This window comes from Ignavibacteria bacterium (genome assembly GCA_015709655.1).
In the GTDB taxonomy this organism is placed as follows: Bacteria; Bacteroidota; Ignavibacteria; order Kapaibacteriales; family Kapaibacteriaceae; genus OLB6.
The window spans coordinates 421,661-439,631 of the sequence record CP054181.1 but is presented as its reverse complement, the minus strand read 5'-3'; the positions used below and the strand labels follow the sequence as shown (position 1 = coordinate 439,631).

13 protein-coding genes and 1 tRNA gene are annotated in these 17,971 nt (G+C 48.8%); 11 read left to right on the top strand and 3 right to left on the bottom strand.

Annotated elements, in window-relative coordinates; translation table 11 throughout:
• The 6 genes from HRU79_01770 to HRU79_01745 all read left to right on the top strand — a co-directional run bounded on the left by HRU79_01770 (window position 1) and on the right by HRU79_01745 (window position 8,971).
• Window positions 1–1,221: a hypothetical protein gene (locus HRU79_01770; protein QOJ25440.1), complete on the top strand. Its 1,221-nt coding sequence runs from the start codon at window positions 1–3 to the stop codon at window positions 1,219–1,221.
• A gap of 202 nt (window positions 1,222–1,423) precedes the next feature.
• On the top strand, window positions 1,424–2,830 hold the full coding sequence (lpdA, locus tag HRU79_01765) for a dihydrolipoyl dehydrogenase (GenBank protein QOJ25439.1): 1,407 nt from the start codon (window positions 1,424–1,426) through the stop codon (window positions 2,828–2,830).
• 10 nt (window positions 2,831–2,840) lie between these two features.
• Entirely contained in the window at window positions 2,841–3,488 is a 648-nt protein-coding gene (gene lipB, locus HRU79_01760) for a lipoyl(octanoyl) transferase LipB (protein QOJ25438.1), read from the top strand.
• A 170-nt stretch (window positions 3,489–3,658) separates the two neighbouring features.
• Window positions 3,659–3,731, top strand: a tRNA-Gly gene (locus HRU79_01755).
• Window positions 3,732–3,959: 228 nt separating this feature from the next.
• Window positions 3,960–7,868 (top strand): type IX secretion system sortase PorU, encoded by a 3,909-nt coding sequence (porU, locus tag HRU79_01750; protein QOJ25437.1) that lies wholly within the window; start codon window positions 3,960–3,962, stop codon window positions 7,866–7,868.
• A gap of 35 nt (window positions 7,869–7,903) precedes the next feature.
• Window positions 7,904–8,971 (top strand): PorV/PorQ family protein, encoded by a 1,068-nt coding sequence (locus tag HRU79_01745; protein QOJ25436.1) that lies wholly within the window; start codon window positions 7,904–7,906, stop codon window positions 8,969–8,971.
• A 22-nt stretch (window positions 8,972–8,993) separates the two neighbouring features.
• Here HRU79_01745 and HRU79_01740 read toward each other — a convergent pair whose 3' ends face one another.
• Window positions 8,994–9,611, bottom strand: coding sequence for a DedA family protein (locus HRU79_01740; protein ID QOJ25435.1), 618 nt, complete (start codon window positions 9,609–9,611; stop codon window positions 8,994–8,996).
• A 61-nt stretch (window positions 9,612–9,672) separates the two neighbouring features.
• Between HRU79_01740 and pruA the strand changes: the two genes are divergently transcribed.
• From pruA to HRU79_01725, 3 genes are all read left to right on the top strand, one after another.
• Window positions 9,673–11,220: an L-glutamate gamma-semialdehyde dehydrogenase gene (gene pruA / locus HRU79_01735; GenBank protein QOJ25434.1), complete on the top strand. Its 1,548-nt coding sequence runs from the start codon at window positions 9,673–9,675 to the stop codon at window positions 11,218–11,220.
• A 12-nt stretch (window positions 11,221–11,232) separates the two neighbouring features.
• Window positions 11,233–11,979, top strand: coding sequence for a hypothetical protein (locus HRU79_01730; protein QOJ25433.1), 747 nt, complete (start codon window positions 11,233–11,235; stop codon window positions 11,977–11,979).
• Window positions 11,980–12,116: 137 nt separating this feature from the next.
• A complete protein-coding gene (locus tag HRU79_01725; GenBank protein QOJ25432.1) occupies window positions 12,117–13,442 on the top strand; it encodes a cellulase family glycosylhydrolase in 1,326 nt (441 codons plus the stop codon).
• Between the two features lie 175 nt (window positions 13,443–13,617).
• Here HRU79_01725 and HRU79_01720 read toward each other — a convergent pair whose 3' ends face one another.
• Complete coding sequence (locus tag HRU79_01720) at window positions 13,618–14,046, bottom strand: tetratricopeptide repeat protein (protein QOJ25431.1); 429 nt, start codon at window positions 14,044–14,046, stop codon at window positions 13,618–13,620.
• 206 nt (window positions 14,047–14,252) lie between these two features.
• Window positions 14,253–14,642, bottom strand: coding sequence for an integration host factor subunit beta (locus tag HRU79_01715; protein QOJ25430.1), 390 nt, complete (start codon window positions 14,640–14,642; stop codon window positions 14,253–14,255).
• 185 nt (window positions 14,643–14,827) lie between these two features.
• On the opposite strand from HRU79_01715, the gene HRU79_01710 reads away from it, so the two are divergent.
• Together HRU79_01710 and bamA are read left to right on the top strand one after the other, a co-directional pair.
• Window positions 14,828–15,613, top strand: coding sequence for an isoprenyl transferase (locus tag HRU79_01710; GenBank protein ID QOJ27240.1), 786 nt, complete (start codon window positions 14,828–14,830; stop codon window positions 15,611–15,613).
• Complete coding sequence (gene bamA, locus HRU79_01705; GenBank protein ID QOJ25429.1) at window positions 15,600–17,954, top strand: outer membrane protein assembly factor BamA; 2,355 nt, start codon at window positions 15,600–15,602, stop codon at window positions 17,952–17,954. The genes HRU79_01710 and bamA overlap by 14 nt, the downstream gene beginning before the upstream one ends.
• Window positions 17,955–17,971 lie beyond the last annotated feature (17 nt).

Sequence of the window (17,971 nt, the reverse complement as noted above, 5' to 3'; positions counted from 1 at the left end):
ATGAGTTCAATTAATATCGGTTCCTCCCCGTTGGTTGCGTCGATGCGCAAGTACAGCATCATCCTTATGGGTGCAGGAGCAGTCGGGTTGGCTGCTTCGTACGCAGTAGGCGGACAGGAACGTGCCGTTGCCGACTATCTTATCGGGTTCTGGTACTTTGCCGGTATCAGCATCACCATGCTCTTCTTTTCGGCTCTTCAATTTCTGACCCGGTCCGGTTGGAGTGCAGGGGTTCGGCGTATTGCCGAAAACCTATCGGGAATGACGCCGTTTCTGGTTGTTTTCCTGATTCCAATTGTTTTAAACTTGTTTGGGCATCATAGCATATATGAATGGACGCATGAGAGCTCCAAGCACGATCCCATTATTCAGATAAAAGAGCCGTACCTTAATATCCCATTTACAATTGGCAGGCTTGCATTGTATTGTTTGCTATGGTGGGGTATGTGGAAGTTTGTAGTTGGCAACTCTGTAAAACAGGACTCGGCAACAGATATTACCCCTACCAGGAAGAACTGGAAGCGCTCTGCTGTTTGGGTACTGGTCTATTCTCTTACAATAACATTTGCAAGCTTTGACTTGTTAATGTCATTAGAGCCACACTGGTTTAGCACCATTTGGGGTGTGTACACATTCTCCGGGCACTTCGTGGCGGCGTTGGCAATAATCGCAATCATGCTTGTTAGTTTCCGGAACCACGGGCTTTTAGACGGTTACATACGTGATGAGCATTACCATGACCTGGGTAAGCTGATGTTTGCGTTTACTGTTTTCTGGGCATACATCGGATTCTCACAGTACTTCATTATTTGGTTCGCCAATATTCCTGAAGAAACTGTGTACTTCACAACGCGTTTGGACAATACGCCTTGGAGTGTTTTTGGTATTCTGCTTATCCTTACACGCTTTTTAATTCCGTTTGCGTTATTGCTGAAGCAGGATGTGAAAAGAAAGAAGAAGGTTTTGGTATGGTCGGCAATTGTGATTTTAATTGCCCACTTTATTGACATCGTCTGGATTGTTATGCCGGCAGTAGGCAAGGTGCTTATCCATGGAACATCAGAGCAGGCAATACCATTCTTGTTCTCGTGGAATGAGTTTACCGGGATGCTCTTTTTTGCCGGTGTTTTCCTGTTTGCCGGTGCAAGGATGTTTACATCGCAGAATGCAGTGGCAGCAAACGATCCGCTTCTTCAGGAATCGTTTGAATACCACAGCTGAGTTTAACATCCTAATAATTATCAGCGCCGTAAATCATGTAAAGCCCAACTGTCTGGTTGGGCTTTCTGTTTTTGGTGGTTGTAGTCAGCAGCTGCCGGCACGGCACACGTATTCTCAGGTCTGAAACTCGTATCTTTGATGCCGTATTACGTACACCAGTTATTGAAATTTCTGTTAACCTATTCTCTGAGAGAAGATACTCATGACCCAGCATACGTTTGATGTTGTTGTAATTGGTTCAGGACCAGGCGGCTATGTTGCTGCAATTCGTGCTTCGCAGCTAGGACTTAAAGTAGCCTGTGTTGAGCGCGACCGACTTGGAGGCGTGTGCCTGAATTGGGGCTGCATCCCTTCGAAAAGTCTTTTAAAAAACGCTGAATACATGAACTTCCTGCATCATGCCGACGATTTTGGCTTTGCTCTCAAAGGTATTGATGTAGACTTCCCCAAAGTTATCTCGCGGTCGCGTGGCGTTGCTGAACGCATGAGCAACGGCGTTCAGTTCTTGTTCAAAAAATACAAGGTAACCCAAATAAAGGGCTGGGGAACCATGAAGTCTGCCTCGAGTGTTGAGGTGAAGGACGAAGATGGTACGGTTACCGATATGATTTCAACAAAACACATTATAGTTGCAACAGGTGCAAGGCCACGCCAAATCCCGGGTATTGAAGTTGACCGGCAGGCCGTTCTAACAAGTACCGAAGCAATGCTTCAGGAAAAAGCTCCCAAAGACATCATTATTATGGGTGCCGGTGCCATCGGTATTGAATTTGCATACTTCTACAATGCGTTCGGATCGAAAGTTACCGTCATTGAAATGCAGAACAGAATCCTTCCCGTTGAAGACGAGGAGGTAAGCAAAGAACTGCGCAAGGTTTTTGAACGTGAACTGAAAATGACCATTCATACCGAAACCAAGGTGAAAAGCGCAAAGAAAAAAGGTAAGGGTGTCGAAATTGTTATTGTAAAAAAGGATGGCACCGAAGAAACACTTATCGCCGAAAAAGCACTCAATGCAATAGGAGTGCAGGGCAATATCGAAAACATCGGTCTTGAACAGGTTGGCGTTAAGCTTGAACGCGGCTGGATTGTTGTTGATAAGTTCCTGCGCACAAATGTTCCCGGTGTTTATGCCATTGGCGACGTTGCCGGAGCCCCCTGGCTAGCTCATAAAGCCTCGGCAGAGGGTATCGTAGTGGCAGAACACATTGCCGGACATCCCACCGACGGTGTTGATTACCATAATATCCCCGGCTGTACCTATTGCCAGCCTCAGGTTGCCAGTGTTGGCCTCACCGAAGCAAAAGCCAAGGAAGCCGGCTATGACGTCCGCGTTGGCAAATTTCCGTTTACTGCCAATGGTAAGGCCCATGGTATCGGTAAGGCACAAGGCTTTGTTAAACTGGTGTTTGACAAAAAGTACGGTGGACTGCTCGGCGCACACCTGATTGGCCCCGATGTTACTGAAATGATCGGTGAGTTAGGTCTTGCACGGACCCTGGAAGCAACCGGCCCAACAATCTTTAAAACCATACATGCCCATCCCACACTGAGTGAAGCTATTATGGAAAGTGCCGCAATGGCCTGGGATGAAGCAGTAAACTTTTAAACGATTTCGAGTGCGGATAGAAAACTGGGGTCTGATTCGTTTTGCTGATGCCTGGGACAGGCAGCGCGAACTGGCAGAACGTGTGTACCATGGTGAACAAGATACCTTGGTGTTCTGTGAGCATCCGGATGTAATCACTCTTGGAAGAAACACCAAGACAGGGAGCCTGCTCGCTTCCAGAACCATGCTCCGCGATCGCAATGTTGACGTGATTGAAATTAACCGTGGTGGCGAGGCAACGGTACATAACCCCGGTCAGCTTGTCGGTTATCCTGTGTGCAATCTCCAACGCTCCAAACCAGATCTACATTGGTTCCTGAGAACAATTGAAGAAGCTGTTATTCAGGCACTCGATGAAATTGGCATTGCCTCCGGTCGTGTGGACGGACTCACCGGGGTGTGGATTCAAGACGTTCGCAAAATTTGTGCTATCGGTATCCACTGCAGCCGGTGGATAACTACCCATGGTTTTGCACTGAATGTGAATAACGACCTTTCACTGTTTAACGACATTATCCCTTGCGGCATTGTAAACAAAGGGGTTACGAGCGTCAGCCGAGAAATTGGTGCACCAGTGCCGCTTACCAACCTGCAGGATGGGATTGCTGAAAAACTGGAAAGTCTCATAAAATCAACCAAATTGGACGTGCTACACTAACATCTTGGAAAATAACATGGTTACCGATATAGACGATTTATCCGTAGTTCTGTGGAAAACTATGTGGATAACTGTAGGTGTCGGCAAATCATGGTCTTAATGAATAATCCGAAAATTGGACGTTGATTAGTTACGGAATGGGGCGTATGTTTGCATTCGTTCTAACACATGCGGGAATAGCTCAGTTGGTAGAGCACAACCTTGCCAAGGTTGGGGTCGCGAGTTCGAGTCTCGTTTCCCGCTCGGCGACGCGAGTCGTCACTTCCTCTTTATGCTGCATGCCTTGCCGTCGTTTCCCCCTTGATGGCGAGGCATTTTTTATTGATGTAAGTATTCTTTTTTCGGGTAACTTTCAGTGACAAACCGCAGTCTTGAAACAATACATCATGCTTATACCGTCAACCCATCACAGTGTTACAGATTAGTTTCAATACCCATCCACCAATCAGAATGCAGTCTGGGAGAGTAGTGTTGCATATCTCCGCACAGCGGAAGTCATTATGTTTACTACTGGTACTACTCGTGTATATCGTTCCGGGCAGTGCCTTGCAGTACCCCTCTGGTGTTACTATTGAACACACTCAGTTTCGGTCTGTGCGAATAGTGGTTAACCCCGAGGTAATGGTTGACACGGTCACGGAAGGGGCTGGGCAATTCGTAAAAGTCACCTCCTCTGAAGCATACCAACGGTATAACAGACAAGGAACAACGTGGCAGCTCTGTTTGGATATTCCTGTAAAGGTTTCGGGAGCCAACACACTTGCGCTCACCCGTTCGGGGTCTGTTCCGCAGGTTGTAAATCTTGCACCACTGCCTCCGGAGACATTTGCCGATGAAAACAACGCAGGATTGAAGCCCATTGTTGGACAATCTGTTGTTCGTTATGCTGGAATCAGCGCTGGTGTACACATTGCCATTGCAACCGTTGTACTTGCTGAATGGAGTATCGCAACCAACTACACCACAATCCACCGGCGTGCGATATACGAGTTTGAAGTTGCTCCAACTACCGTTGCACAGTCTTCACCGGTGCAAATGGGCAAATCGGCAGACCTGGTTCAGGGTATCGATGCCTTAAGTCCGGTTGCCAGGGTTACCGTAGAATCCGAAGGGATTTTTCGGCTTACTGCGCAGCAGTTACAAAATGCCGGACTGCCGGTGGATGCCGATGCAGCCCGTACGATAAAGGTGTTAGGCTGGGGGGGCAGAGAGTTGTCAGAACAAGTTGAACCGCCATTGAATAACGAGCCGACAGAGCAGGAAATAATCGTAAACACGAATGCTGACGGAAGTATTCGGGACGTAATATTTTATGGCGGCGGACTTACCGGATGGGTTTGGGGTAACGGTAAACCTGAACACTACATTCATCATTATGCGTTGCAGGCCTCGTATCTTATTACAACAGCCGGAGGTGCCGGCCGGAGAAGCAGTACTAGACCGGCCGCCACCGTACAGCCTGCACACCAGCCACTTACTGTTGACGGCTTCGTTTTTAATGAAGAAGAACTGGTGAGTCCGTATGCCAGCGGTTCCGGACGGAAATGGTTTGGACGCACGGTTGAAAATGGCGGTGCCTACGTGTTAACAATGCCGTTGCCGGGATTGGTACGAAATGGAAACGTACGCTACAGTATGAATGTTGCGCACAGAGGAACTCTACCAGGATTGTTCACCATGTTGGAATCCGGCAGTGAGTTTGCGCAGAAAAGTTTACTCAAGGTGCCACAGTATATGGATATGTACAGTGGTCGCGTGGCCGGATCTGTTCCTGCCGATAAAATTGCAGCCGATAACCGCAGTGTGGTACGGTTTGAATACACATGTGATGATAGAATTGCAACCGGCAGCCTGGACTGGATTGAAATTGTGTATCCCCGCGGCCTGATTGCCGACAATAATACGTTCACTTTTTTTACCGATCCCGGGCTGCAGGGCTGTGTTGAATACAGCATCAATGGTTTTGATGGCAGCGATGTCTATGCATTCGATGTTACCGATCCGGCACAACCGGTTCGTGTAGCAAATGTGGCGCCCGCCGGGAGTATCTATTCAATTCGGGAGATTGCTGATTCAGGCAAGGTGCGCAGGTACTTTGTTTCCGGTAAACTGCTGAGCGCAACCGTTAGCCCCCTGCCAGCACTGCGTCTCCGGTCAGATGTGATAGCAGGGAAGACGGGCGACTATATCATCGTAACACATCCTGACTTAGAAACAAGTGCAAATGCATACGCACAGTATCGCGCAAAAAGCTCCGGTCTGAAGGTGAGTGTGGTTACTACCGATGCTATTATGAATGAGTTTGGTTACGGGATGCAGGACCCTACCGCAATCCGTGATTATATCGGGTATGCATACCGTAATGCCCCGGTACGGCCCCGGTACATTTTGTTTTGGGGAGATGGACACTTTGATTATAAAAACATTTCAACGCTTAGTAACAACTATGTTATCCCATTTGAAAGTTTAGACCCGGATGACAGCTCGTGGGGTCTGTTTACGCATACAACAGAGGACTTTTTTGTCCGCGTTGACGGCAACGATCTCCTTCCAGATCTGGCCATTGGCAGGCTTCCAATCGTATCCAACACGGTTGGCGAACAGATGTTAACAAAAGTTCGTAATTATGAAACTGAATCGTCGGCTGACGACTGGCGAACCCGTATAATCATGATTGCCGATGATGGATCAACGTCTAACGGTGAAAGTGACCGTGATATGCACCTCAGGCAAAGTGAAAGCCTGGCCAGTAACACGATTCCCAATGATATCACCGCCTCGAAAGTTTATCTGGTTGAGTTTGCAACCGACAACATTGCCCGGGGTAAACGCAAACCCGGAGCAACAGCCGAAATGCTGAATGCAATCAATACCGGTGGTGCCCTGTTTGTTAACTGGATCGGGCACGGTAACCCCAGAGTCTGGTCTCATGAATTCGTATTCGAGCGCGAAACCACGCCTGTAAAAATGCTCAACTCAAACAAGTACTTCTTCACCACCGCTGCAACGTGTGACTTTGCCCGGTTTGATATGGCCGATGTTCAGAGCGGCGCAGAAGAGCTTGTACTACTGCCGGAAAGCGGCTCAATTGGTGTCTTCTCGGCCGCACGGGTTGTTTTCTCAGACCGAAATGCAGCGCTCAACGAAGCTTTTTACCGCGCGCTCTTTACGCGCGACGAAAACAGCTTACTCCCCGCGGTGGGCGACGCACTGCGGACAGTGAAACAAACGTTTAATGGTGATAACGACGAGAAATTCTTTTTGCTGGGCGATCCTGCACTCCGTTTGCTAATACCGGACCACCGTGTTGTTTTTGACAGTATTAACGGGGCAGTGGTTTCCGATACGCAAACTGTCCAGCTTCAGGCACTCTCCACCGTTACGATCAGTGGGTATGTTCAAAAACCTGTACAGACCATTTCTGATACCTCATTTAACGGAGTGGCTACCGTATCGCTGTTTGACGGCAAACGAAATATCACCATGACAGATGATGACGTTTACAAAACCGTCAATAAGTTTTCGCTGCCGGGTGCCTTGCTGGCCCGTGGATCGTTCCGTGTGGTAAACGGCAGATTTTCTGCTACGTTCATTGTGCCGAAAGATATTGCCTTCTCTCCCAACCAGGCCCGGGTACATGGCTATGCTTATTCGGATGACAGGCGAACGGGCAGAGGTGTGGCAACCAACGTTGTTGTTGACGGTGTATCCGATGAACAACACGATGACGATGATGGTCCCGACATTGCAATCTTCATTGATTCACGGCTGTTTGTAGAAGGCCAGGTTGTCCGTGCAAATCCAATCCTGATTGTTGACCTGAACGACGCCTCCGGTATCAATGCTGCGGGTGTAGGGGTTGGTCACGACATCGAAGCCTCGTTCGATAACGGCTCTCTTATTCAGGTTCTTACCGACAATTTTACCACGTCACTGGATAATCCGCGGGCAGGTACAACGTCTAGGCAAATCTTTGGATTAGGACCGGGATACCATACCGTTGAAGTAAGGGCCTGGGATGTACTGAACAATGTACAAACCGCTCAAACATCGTTTAGAATTCTTGAATCTGACGGAGAAATCAATGCTTCGTGGCTGATGAACTATCCCAATCCGTTTTCAGGCTCAACAACAATTCGGTATCACCACAACGCTCCGCGTCCATTTATGGCAACCGTAAGCATTTATGATGTTCAGGGAAGAAAGATTATCGGACGTACGATGACTGAACGCGATATGCAGACGGCCGAATTTTCGTGGGACGGACGTGATTCCGATGGGTTACCCGTGAATTCCGGAGTTTATATCTGTACAGTGGAAATACGATTGGATAGTGGAGAAACAGGGATTGTGACCGGTAAACTGTCGCTCATTCGTTAAATTTACAGTCTTAATTGAAAGATGGAAGGAAATATATGCGCGTGATCCGCACGAGTTTCTTACTCGTAGGCATCGTTCTTATCACAACGTCGGCCTACAGCCAGGTTGGTGGTGCTGCAGTACCATTTCTGCTGATAGCACCCGATGCCAGAGCTGGTGCCATGGGTGAAGTTGGGACCGCAATAGCTGATGACATTAACGCTGTATTCTGGAATCCGGCAGGGCTCGGATTTCAGACCCAGCAACGTCAGGTTGGTTTGAACTTTTCAAAATGGCTGCCGCAGTTTAATGCCGATCTGTACTACTCATACGGATCGTACGGGCAGTTCATTGAAGACCTAGACGGAACGATTGCCGGAACATTCATTTTCATGAATCTTGGTGAGTTTCAGCGCACTGCCGAGAACGGTCAGGCCTTAGGAACATTCCGAAGCAATGAATTTAGTGTTGGAGTATCGTACGGAACCCTTATTGGAACAGACGTTGCGGCAGGCGTACAAATCAAGTATATCCAGAGCAACCTTGCACCTGCGGGAGCGCAGCAGGTAAGTGCCGGCGTGGGTATCTCTGGGGCGTTTGACCTGGGCTTCCTGTATCGTCCAACAGATCTCGACATTCTAGGAGCACAATTAGGCAACGTTCTGTCACTTGGCGCAAACCTGCAGAATGTAGGTCCCAAAATGACATATCTAAACGAGTCTGACCCCCTGCCCACAACCTTGCGTATGGGTGTTGGGCTGAAGCTGGTTGAAGATGAGTTTAACGACCTCCTTGTATCGGTTGATCTTGCCAAACTCCTGGTGCGCCGTGACTCGCTCGGCTCGGATCCCATTCCGCAGTCCTTCGTTTCGGCGTGGGGTGTTGGCGGCATTGAATCCGGTGTTGGTATGGAATATGTCTATGACCAGGCCGTCTCGCTCCGTGGAGGCTACTTTTCGGAACCGGCAGCCGCGGGTGGACGTCAGTTCTACACCCTGGGCGCAGGCGTAAAGTACGATTTGTTTAATCTCTACTTTAGCTACATTCTTACGGTGGAGGATAATCATCCTCTTGCTAACACACTGCGGTTTTCGCTTGTTGTGGACTGGGGCACCGAGCAGTAGGTGCACGAAAGATTGTAGGGGGCTATGGTTTACCATTGCCCCTTTTTTTTTGAACATATTTTCGCAGCAGTACTGCCAATACGATACCCACAATCAGGATGGTTATTCCCGTACCGTAGGCTGACAGGATTGTATCAGCCTTCTTCCAGTTGGTTCCGAGAATACTTCCGGCATAAATCAGTATCGAATTCCATACCAGAGAGCTAATGGTACTCAGAACCAGCGTACGCATTACCGGCATGCGCACCACTCCGGCAGCAAATGCAATCACGGCCCGGGTACCGGCTAAGAACCTGTTACCAACGATAATCCAGTCGTGATATCGTGCAAACCACCGCTCAACTTTCTGCAGAAGCTCTTCTGTAATAAATGGCAGCCATCCACGTTGTACAACGCCGTGGCCGTAGCGGTATCCCAGCCAGTATGCTGTTGAAAATCCAATGGTTGAACCAATCGTTGATAGCACCAGAATCGGTGCAAACCCAACAATATGCATACCCACCAGCGTGCCGATAAATACAAGGAGCACGTCACTGGGAGCCGGCGGGAATAAATGCTCGGTAAATGTGATTACGACGGTTGCAACAAACACTAACTCCCACGGGAGGTGCTGCAGGAAGATGATCAGTGTTTCGAGCATGATGTAATTTGCAGGTTTAGTACAACAAACATAGCCCCTTACCAGACTTTCACAAAGGACAATGATGAAACCGTTTATTAACGAAGTTTACCTGGATTTTTCTCAAGCGCCAATTGCAAAAAAACAACGTGCCGCGATTGATTTGGTCCGAAGCTCCTTCGGCAAGGAGTATGCCAATATTATTGCCGGCAAGAACGTTCGGACAGATGCCAAAACAATCAGTTATAACCCGGCAAACCCCAAAGAAGTTGTCGGGGTTTTTCAGAAAGCCGGACGGGATCAGGCAGAGAAGGCAATGAAGGCAGCCGTTAAGGCGTTTCAGACGTGGAAGACTGTTAGTCCAAAGGAACGGGCAGGGTACCTGTTCAAGGCCGCGGCAGTCATTCGCAAACGCCGGCTGGAGATTAACGCCTGGATGATCAGTGAGGTGGGCAAGAACTATTTGGAGGCTGATGCAGATACATGTGAAGCAATAGACTTCCTGGAGTTCTATGGGCGTGAAATGCTGCGCTATGCCGAACCACAACCAATTGTGGAGCAACAGGGCGAAGAGAACGAACTCTTCTATATTCCGCTTGGTGTTGGCGTTATAATTCCGCCGTGGAATTTCCCGTTTGCCATACTGGTTGGGATGACGTCTGCAGCAATTGTTACCGGCAACACCGTTGTTGTAAAACCGTCAAGTGATTCGCCAATGATGGGCTGGCTGTTTGCTGATATCATGCGGGAAGTCGGACTCCCCGATGGCGTGTTGAATTTCCTCGTAGCCAGCGGCGCCGAAGCCGGCAACTACCTTGTAGCTCACCCGCACACACGGTTTATCAGCTTTACCGGTAGCATGGAGGTAGGGCTCCATGTAAATCAACTGGCAGCCACGCCGCAACCCGGACAGATTTGGATTAAACGAGTTGTTGCTGAAATGGGCGGGAAGGACGGGATTGTTGTTGCTGCCGATGCCGATGTTGATGCTGCGGCTATAGGTGTGGCTGCCGCCGCCTTTGGTTTTCAGGGACAAAAATGTTCGGCCTGTTCAAGGGCAATTGTGGTTGCCGATGTGTACGATGAATTTGTTGCGAAACTGGCTGTAGAAGTTCAGAAACTCACGGTTGGTAACCCGGCTGATAATGCGCCGGTTGGCCCGGTGGTAAACGCCAAGCAGTTAAAAACCGTAACCTCGTATATCGAAATTGGTAAAAAAGAAGGTAAACTGGTTGCCGGCGGTAAAACAGTATCGCTCGACAATGGTTACTATGTTCAGCCTACCGTCTTTGTAAATGTAAAACCTCAGGCACGCCTGATGCAGGAAGAAATCTTCGGCCCGGTGCTTGCTGTTTGTAAGGCTAAAGATTTTGATCATGCAATCGAGATTGCAAACAATACAATATACGGTCTGACCGGTGCTGTGTACAGTGCAAGTAAAAAAACTCTACAGAGAGCACGCAACGAGTTCCATGTGGGGAACCTGTATCTAAACCGAAAGTGTACGGGTGCCATGGTTGGCGGACATCCCTTTGGCGGGTTTAATATGAGCGGTACGGATAGCAAGGCCGGAGGCCGGGATTACCTGCTGCTCTTTATGCAGGCAAAAAGTGTTGCTACAAAAGTTTAAGAGAGGATAACATTGAATTTCCTACGTGTCAGGCAGGGGGTATTGGTGAAGGGTGCATTGTGGATGGTGCTATTCGCAGTGACAGCCACCGGATCAGGTAGTTTGATTGCTCAGGAGTTACGTCACCTGCAAGGGATATGGATTAATGCAACCTGGATTGAGCTGATTAAACGAACCGAATCCGTTGCGAAAGCAATGAGCGAGTTCCCCGAGGGGCAGCCGCTGTGGGTTCGCTTTGACGTTGCACGCCCAACAGTAATCGACGTTGGATACCGGATAGACGAAGCCATACCCATGACGGTTAACAGTCGCATTGTTGGCCACATGGGCGAACGAGTTGTTATCGATAGCGCCGGGAAGGGGCTTTGGCTTGTGTCTCCGGATATTCAGGCCGATCAGTACGTAGCTCTCCACTATCTGTCCGACATGGAACTGCCACCAATCGTTATGGCAAAACTTCCTACAAAACGTACCGACCCGCAGTTCTTGTTCGACCGTATGATCATTGCTTCCGTCCTTGGCGGACGGTGGATGGATACGAAAGGACATTTACTTGAGTTTATGCCTGATGCCACGGCTAACTGGAAAGGTGAAACCTATGGCATTACTATTGAGATAACAGCAGAACAACAGCTTCGGGTAATGCTAACAGATGCGGGCGGCCGCACAAAGCGGTTCATTGCTGAACGCACCGGGCCACGGCTAGTTCTCACTGATGCTGATGGCAGAACAAGCGAATTCACTGCTTCATCCCGGTAGGAGCTTGATTCGGCATGCATTGTCCAGTAGGGTATGGGGCCAACGACGTTTACGTATCAGGTTGAGGTACTGGCAGGGCATCATCCCGCTTGAGATACATGTGTTTTACCACCGTGGGTGCGTAATATTGATGTACGATGCTACGCATTAGGGTGTTTTCCCTCCTCATCAGTGCCTTTGGTATAACAGTTCCGGCAACTGCCGGCGATACCTGTCTCACCTATACAACACTGGGGATTTCGTTCCCGCCGGTATCGGACGACGCTGACCGTCAGTTTTCGCAGCAACGGTTAAATGACCTCGGTGTTACGAAAATCCGCTTCGCCGAAAGTTGGGCATTACGTGAACCCCAAAAAGGAAATGCAAACTGGAAGCCACTTGACGACAGGATTGCATGGGCAAACTCGCACGGGTACGACGTATTGCTTACCATTCAGGCTACCGGTCCCTCATGGGCATGCGCCGGTGCAAAGAACAAGCAGTCGTGCGTGGTGAGTTTACCTGACTTTACTGCCTACGTTACAACCCTGGCAAAACGGTACTCCGGCAAGATTGCTAAAATCCAGTTTGGAAACGAGTGGCAGTCAGATTACTGGTATGCGGGAACTGCAGCAGAATTTATCCAAACACATAACATTGTTTATGATGCTGTTCATGAATATATGCCATCGACAACTGTTGTATTAGGGGGCTTCACTACTATGTCGCTCCGGTTTATGGCAGCATGCAACGGACGAGTGCAGTCGTTTTACGATGATGAAGGCGTACTGTATGATCAAAACGTAGTTGATGAGATTTGCAGCAGTGAAGAATTCAAAAGGGCATACGGCAGAATTGATTCGGTACTAACGCTTGCCAGGTATGACGAGGCCGACATACACCTGTACGACGATGCCGAGCAGTGGGGTGAATACTACGGAAACTTCCTGACGCTTGTGGACAAACCCGTTATTGTTACTGAATTTGGCGGACCCAACATGAATGTGGAGCCATATACCGAGGAATACCAGGCTCAAAGGCTTAAGCGGTATATCATGACGCTTGACAGCCTGAAAATCCGTGAAGCCTATTTTTTTAAGCTCGTAGAGGGAAGTAGTAATCCCGCCCACGGTACATCCGGCCTGGTAAACAGCACAACCCTGGCGTTGAAACCAGCATATACTGTGTTTAGGCAATTTTCCGTATGCAAACCGTTGAACGTTGTGCAGGATCTGCAATACCGTGCTCCACGTTTGTCACCAAATCCTGCAACAGGACAGGTAGTCATTACCGCAGATAACTGTGGATTATCCGGGCATGGCATACGAGTTTACAATAATCTTGGGGTACGTGTGATCGAAGCCAACGTCAGCGGTACTGAGCAATATATGATGGACATTTCAACGTTGTGTAGTGGAATGTACTCTGTGGTAGTATGCTGTGTATCCGGACCTGTATTGGTGGGCAGCCTCTTGGTACAGTAGCGGGGAATCCGGGTAGGGTAAAAAAAAAGGGGCCTGAGCCCCTTTCCCAAACTACTTGTTCTTCTTTTTATGACGATTCTTACGAAGTCTTTTCTTGCGTTTGTGAGTTGCCATTTTATGGCGTTTGCGTTTTTTTCCGCATGGCATGGTGTAGGTCCGTGATAATGGTTAAAGTTTAGTTGATCGTTGTTTTATCGTTTTTAAGAGATGTTAGCACTTTTTGTGCATTAACACCCGCTTCTGAGGTAGGATCTGCCTGAATACAAAGCTCCAGATAGTACCGTACCGAATCCTGTTTTCCCAGCTGTGTGTACAGAAAAGCGGCATTGTACAAAGCTGTTTGATTCTGCGGATGATGGTCGGCAATTCTCCTGATCATACCCAGCGCATCGTCGGTTCTGCCCAGCTGAAATTCAACATAGGCAAGATCGATCTGGGCTGGGATGTTCCCTGGGGCCACTGCTGACAGGAAATGCTTGTAATACCGTTCGGCTTTCGAGAAATCCTTGATATCGTATGCCAAATTAGCAGCACTGATTACCAGCATACTGTCATTAGGCTTATCGCTGAGTTTCTCTTCTACCTCGTGTAAAAGTTGTGTCAAAGACCGCAGGTGCTCGAGCTCCTTCTCTTGCTGTTCTTGGGATTTGAGTTCCAAGTCACGTTGTTGTTTCCGTTGTTCTGCCAGTGGAGCGCCTTTACTGATAGCAGCGTTAACGATACTACGTGAAATAAAAAGGGACGCGCCTGTAACGGCTACAACAACTGTGCTTATGATCAAGATGGCTGAAAAAGGCCTGCTACTGTGTGTCATACCGTCATTTTTGCATCCGTAGTATCGTTACTACGCAGGTTCTCATGAACCTTATCCTGAAACTCGCTGGAGACTTTAAATGTTGGGATAAAGCGTTCTTCCAGCGGTACAGGGTCACCGGTTCTGGGGTTTCGGGCCATGCGCGGTTTACGACTTTTGACGGAAAAAACGCCAAAACCTCGTAATTCAATACGCTTACCCTCGGCAAGAGCATCAATAATACTCAGCAGAAACCCGTCAACAACAGTCTTTGTCTCAAACTTGGTCAAACCGGTTTGAGCAGCGATTTTATCTACGATGTCAGCCTTTGTAACGTTCAATGCATCCTCACACGAAGCAGATAACAATACACCCCGCAAAGTGTCGTACGTACTTCGCACGAACATTGTTGCGGGCCACGAATCTACGAAAGTTATTGTTTTTATACAATGTTAGCGCAAATCTATGTTCGAAATTTCTCACAATAGTTTGCCGGCATCATAATATCTTTGCCAACTGAATGAGTAACCAGAAAGAACGGAGTACGTGGGCTGCGGAGCTGATTTCGCAGACTGAAACTGATGTTCTGGCCATGTTAGAAGGGTCGGGACGGCTGCCAAAACACGTGGCAGTAATTATGGACGGGAATGGCCGTTGGGCTCAGGATCGTGGAAAACCGCGTATTGCTGGTCATCGCGAGGGTATGGAGAGTGTGCGGGCGGTGGTAAAAGCCAGCTCGCAGCTGGGGGTTCAGTACCTGACGCTGTATGCGTTTTCGATTGAGAACTGGAAGCGTCCGCCGGCCGAAGTCAGATTTTTAATGTCGTTGCTTGAAACCTACCTTCGCAGGGAGCTCGATGAGCTACACCGGAATAATGTTCGGGTTTGCTGCATCGGTAAAATCAGTGCCTTGCCGAGGGGAGTTCAGCGGATTCTGACTGATGCGGTGGAACATACCAGGGAGAATACCGGCCTCACATTAACGCTTGCGCTCAGCTATGGCTCGCGGTGGGATATTGTTCGTGCAGTTCAGATTGTTGCCCTGGATGTTCGCCGTGGCAAGTTGAGTCCGGAAGATCTTACCGAGGACCTCTTTGCGAGTTACCTTCAAACGGCATCGCTCCCCAATCCAGATCTTGTTATCCGTACCAGCGGAGAGCAGCGCCTGAGTAATTTCCTCCTGTGGGAGAGTGCATATTCCGAAATCTATGTTACCAGTGTTCTCTGGCCTGAGTTTCGCCGTGAACACCTTTTGCGTGCAATCGTAGAGTATGCCTGTAGGGAACGACGCTTTGGTAAGATTTCTGCTCAGGTGAACGGAAATGCACAGGATGACTACGTTACAACGTTGGAGCAGATTCTGCATGCGATGCGCTAACCGGGCTGTTGCTTTTGTCCTGGCCTTGTTCGTGCCACTGTTTGCAACGTCTCAGACCGAGGCGCCACGCTATCCGGTTATTGCTGGCATAACGGTGGAAGGTCTTACCCAGGGGGCTGATATTCAGACTGTGATTGCTTACTCCGGGTTGCGCGTTGGAGCTGAAGCCCGTCCCGATGATCTGGTCATGGCCATCCGGAATCTCTGGGCGCGCCAAACCTTTAGCGATGTTCAGATTATCAAGGAGCGGGAGACGGCCCTTGGCGTTTTCCTGATTATAAAACTCACACCGGCACCAAGACTGAGAAATCTGGTGCTTCATGGCAATGAAGAATTGTCAGACGATGATATTATTAACAGTATTGATAAGCGGAAAGGTGATCTGCTGGCACCGATTGACGCGTACAAAATCAGGCAGACAATAAAACGAAAGTACGCTGACGAAGGGATGCTGTTCACCAAGATCGAGTCAGAACTGGTTGATGCCGATTCGATGAATTTTTTCGACCTGGTGCTTACCATTAACGAAGGTGTTCAGTACACCGTTGGCAGCATTACCATTACAGGCAACGAACAGTTTGACGATGCCGACATGCTTGATGCGTTTACCGAAACAAAAACCAAGCGTTGGTATGAGTTCTGGACATCGGCCGATTTTGACTATGACAAGTATAAAACTGATCTGAAAAATCTTACTGCCTGGTTTCGCAATAATGGTCTGCTCGACGCTGAGATTATTCGTGATACGGTTATGTATAACGAGGAAACCGAGAAAGTCGCTATTGAAATTGAAGTACACGAGGGTCCCAAGGTGTACATCAGGTCGGTCAGGTTTGTAGGCAATACTGTGTATCCCGAAGATGAGCTGCTGCGCCGGCTGGATATTCACAGGGGTGATCTGTATAATGCAAAAAAACTGCAGGCCAACCTGCTGGTAAACGAAACTCAGACTGATGCTACATCGCTGTATGCCGACAACGGCTACCTGGGTGCTTCGATGGTACCCGAGCTTAAACGTATTGCCGACGATTCAGTGGATATCGAAATACGGGTTTTCGAGGGTGAGCGTTTTACGATTCGACGCGTGGAAATTGCCGGTAACACAAAAACACGCGATCGCGTTATCCGCCGCGAGCTCTACACCCGGCCGGGTGACTACTTTAACCGGTCAGCCATTATCCGGTCGTTGCGGGGCCTTGGTGTACTAAATTATTTTAACCAGGAAAAACTACAACCGCAGGTACTGCCTGTTGATAAAACCAAGGTTGACGTTGTTTACAATGTAGAAGAGCGAAGCACAGATACCTTTAATGCATCTGTGGGCTTTGCCGGTTCTTTTGGCTTTACGGGATCGATCGGTATTACATTAAACAATTTTGATATCAGCGATCCGCTTCGCGGGGGTGGAGGGCAAATCCTGGCCTTCCAGTGGGAATTTGGTCAGGCCAGTCGAATTCGCACCTTCCAACTCTCGTTAACCGAACCGTGGCTTTTCGGTGAACCTACATCACTTGGCTTTAACATCTTTGATACCTACCAGAACTATGGCTTCTCGATACGCCGCACTGGTGCCCAGGTTAATCTGGGACGACGATTCCGGTTTCCTGATGATTTTTTCCGTGGCGACTGGTCAGTTGGCTTTGAGCGCCAGGATGTACAGAGCACGGGTACGTATTTCCGGCAGGGTGTTAACACCGCTCTGACTCTGGCACAAGTGATCTCGCGTACCAGCTACGACAATATGATCTTCCCAACAACCGGATCACGGTTTGCTGTCTCGCTGAGAGCCACTACAGGTTTCCTTGGGATTGGAACAACTGACTTTGCCAAACTTGGGTTCAACTTCGATGTGGCCAATCCGCTTCTCCGGATTGGTGGAAACCCCAGACTGGTCTTGGTTGTGGGGAGCGAATTTGGATATGTGGACGGATTGAAAGCAGACACAACAATACCCCCACAGGAGCTCTATTACATGGGTGGAAATGGGTTAGGGGGCTTTGCAATCACTCCGCTTCGCGGTTACCCGGATAATTCAATTGGGCAGTTCTCGAATGGTGTTGGTGGACGCGTGATGGCACGGTATCTGACTGAACTGCGTTTTGCACTCTCACTTGAGCCCTTCCCGATTTACGTTCTTACTTTTGCAGAAGCAGGAAACGTGTGGGCAAACCTTGGTACTGTTGATCCGTTTAGTTTAAAGAGGGCGGCAGGGTTTGGTATGCGTTTAATGCTAATGCCAATCGGGTTAATCGGTTTCGACGTCGGATATGGCTTTGATTCAAACCCTCTTAACCCCTCACAACGCTCGGGATGGCAGTTCCACTTCCAGTTCGGGCGGTAAACAGTAAACAACGATTA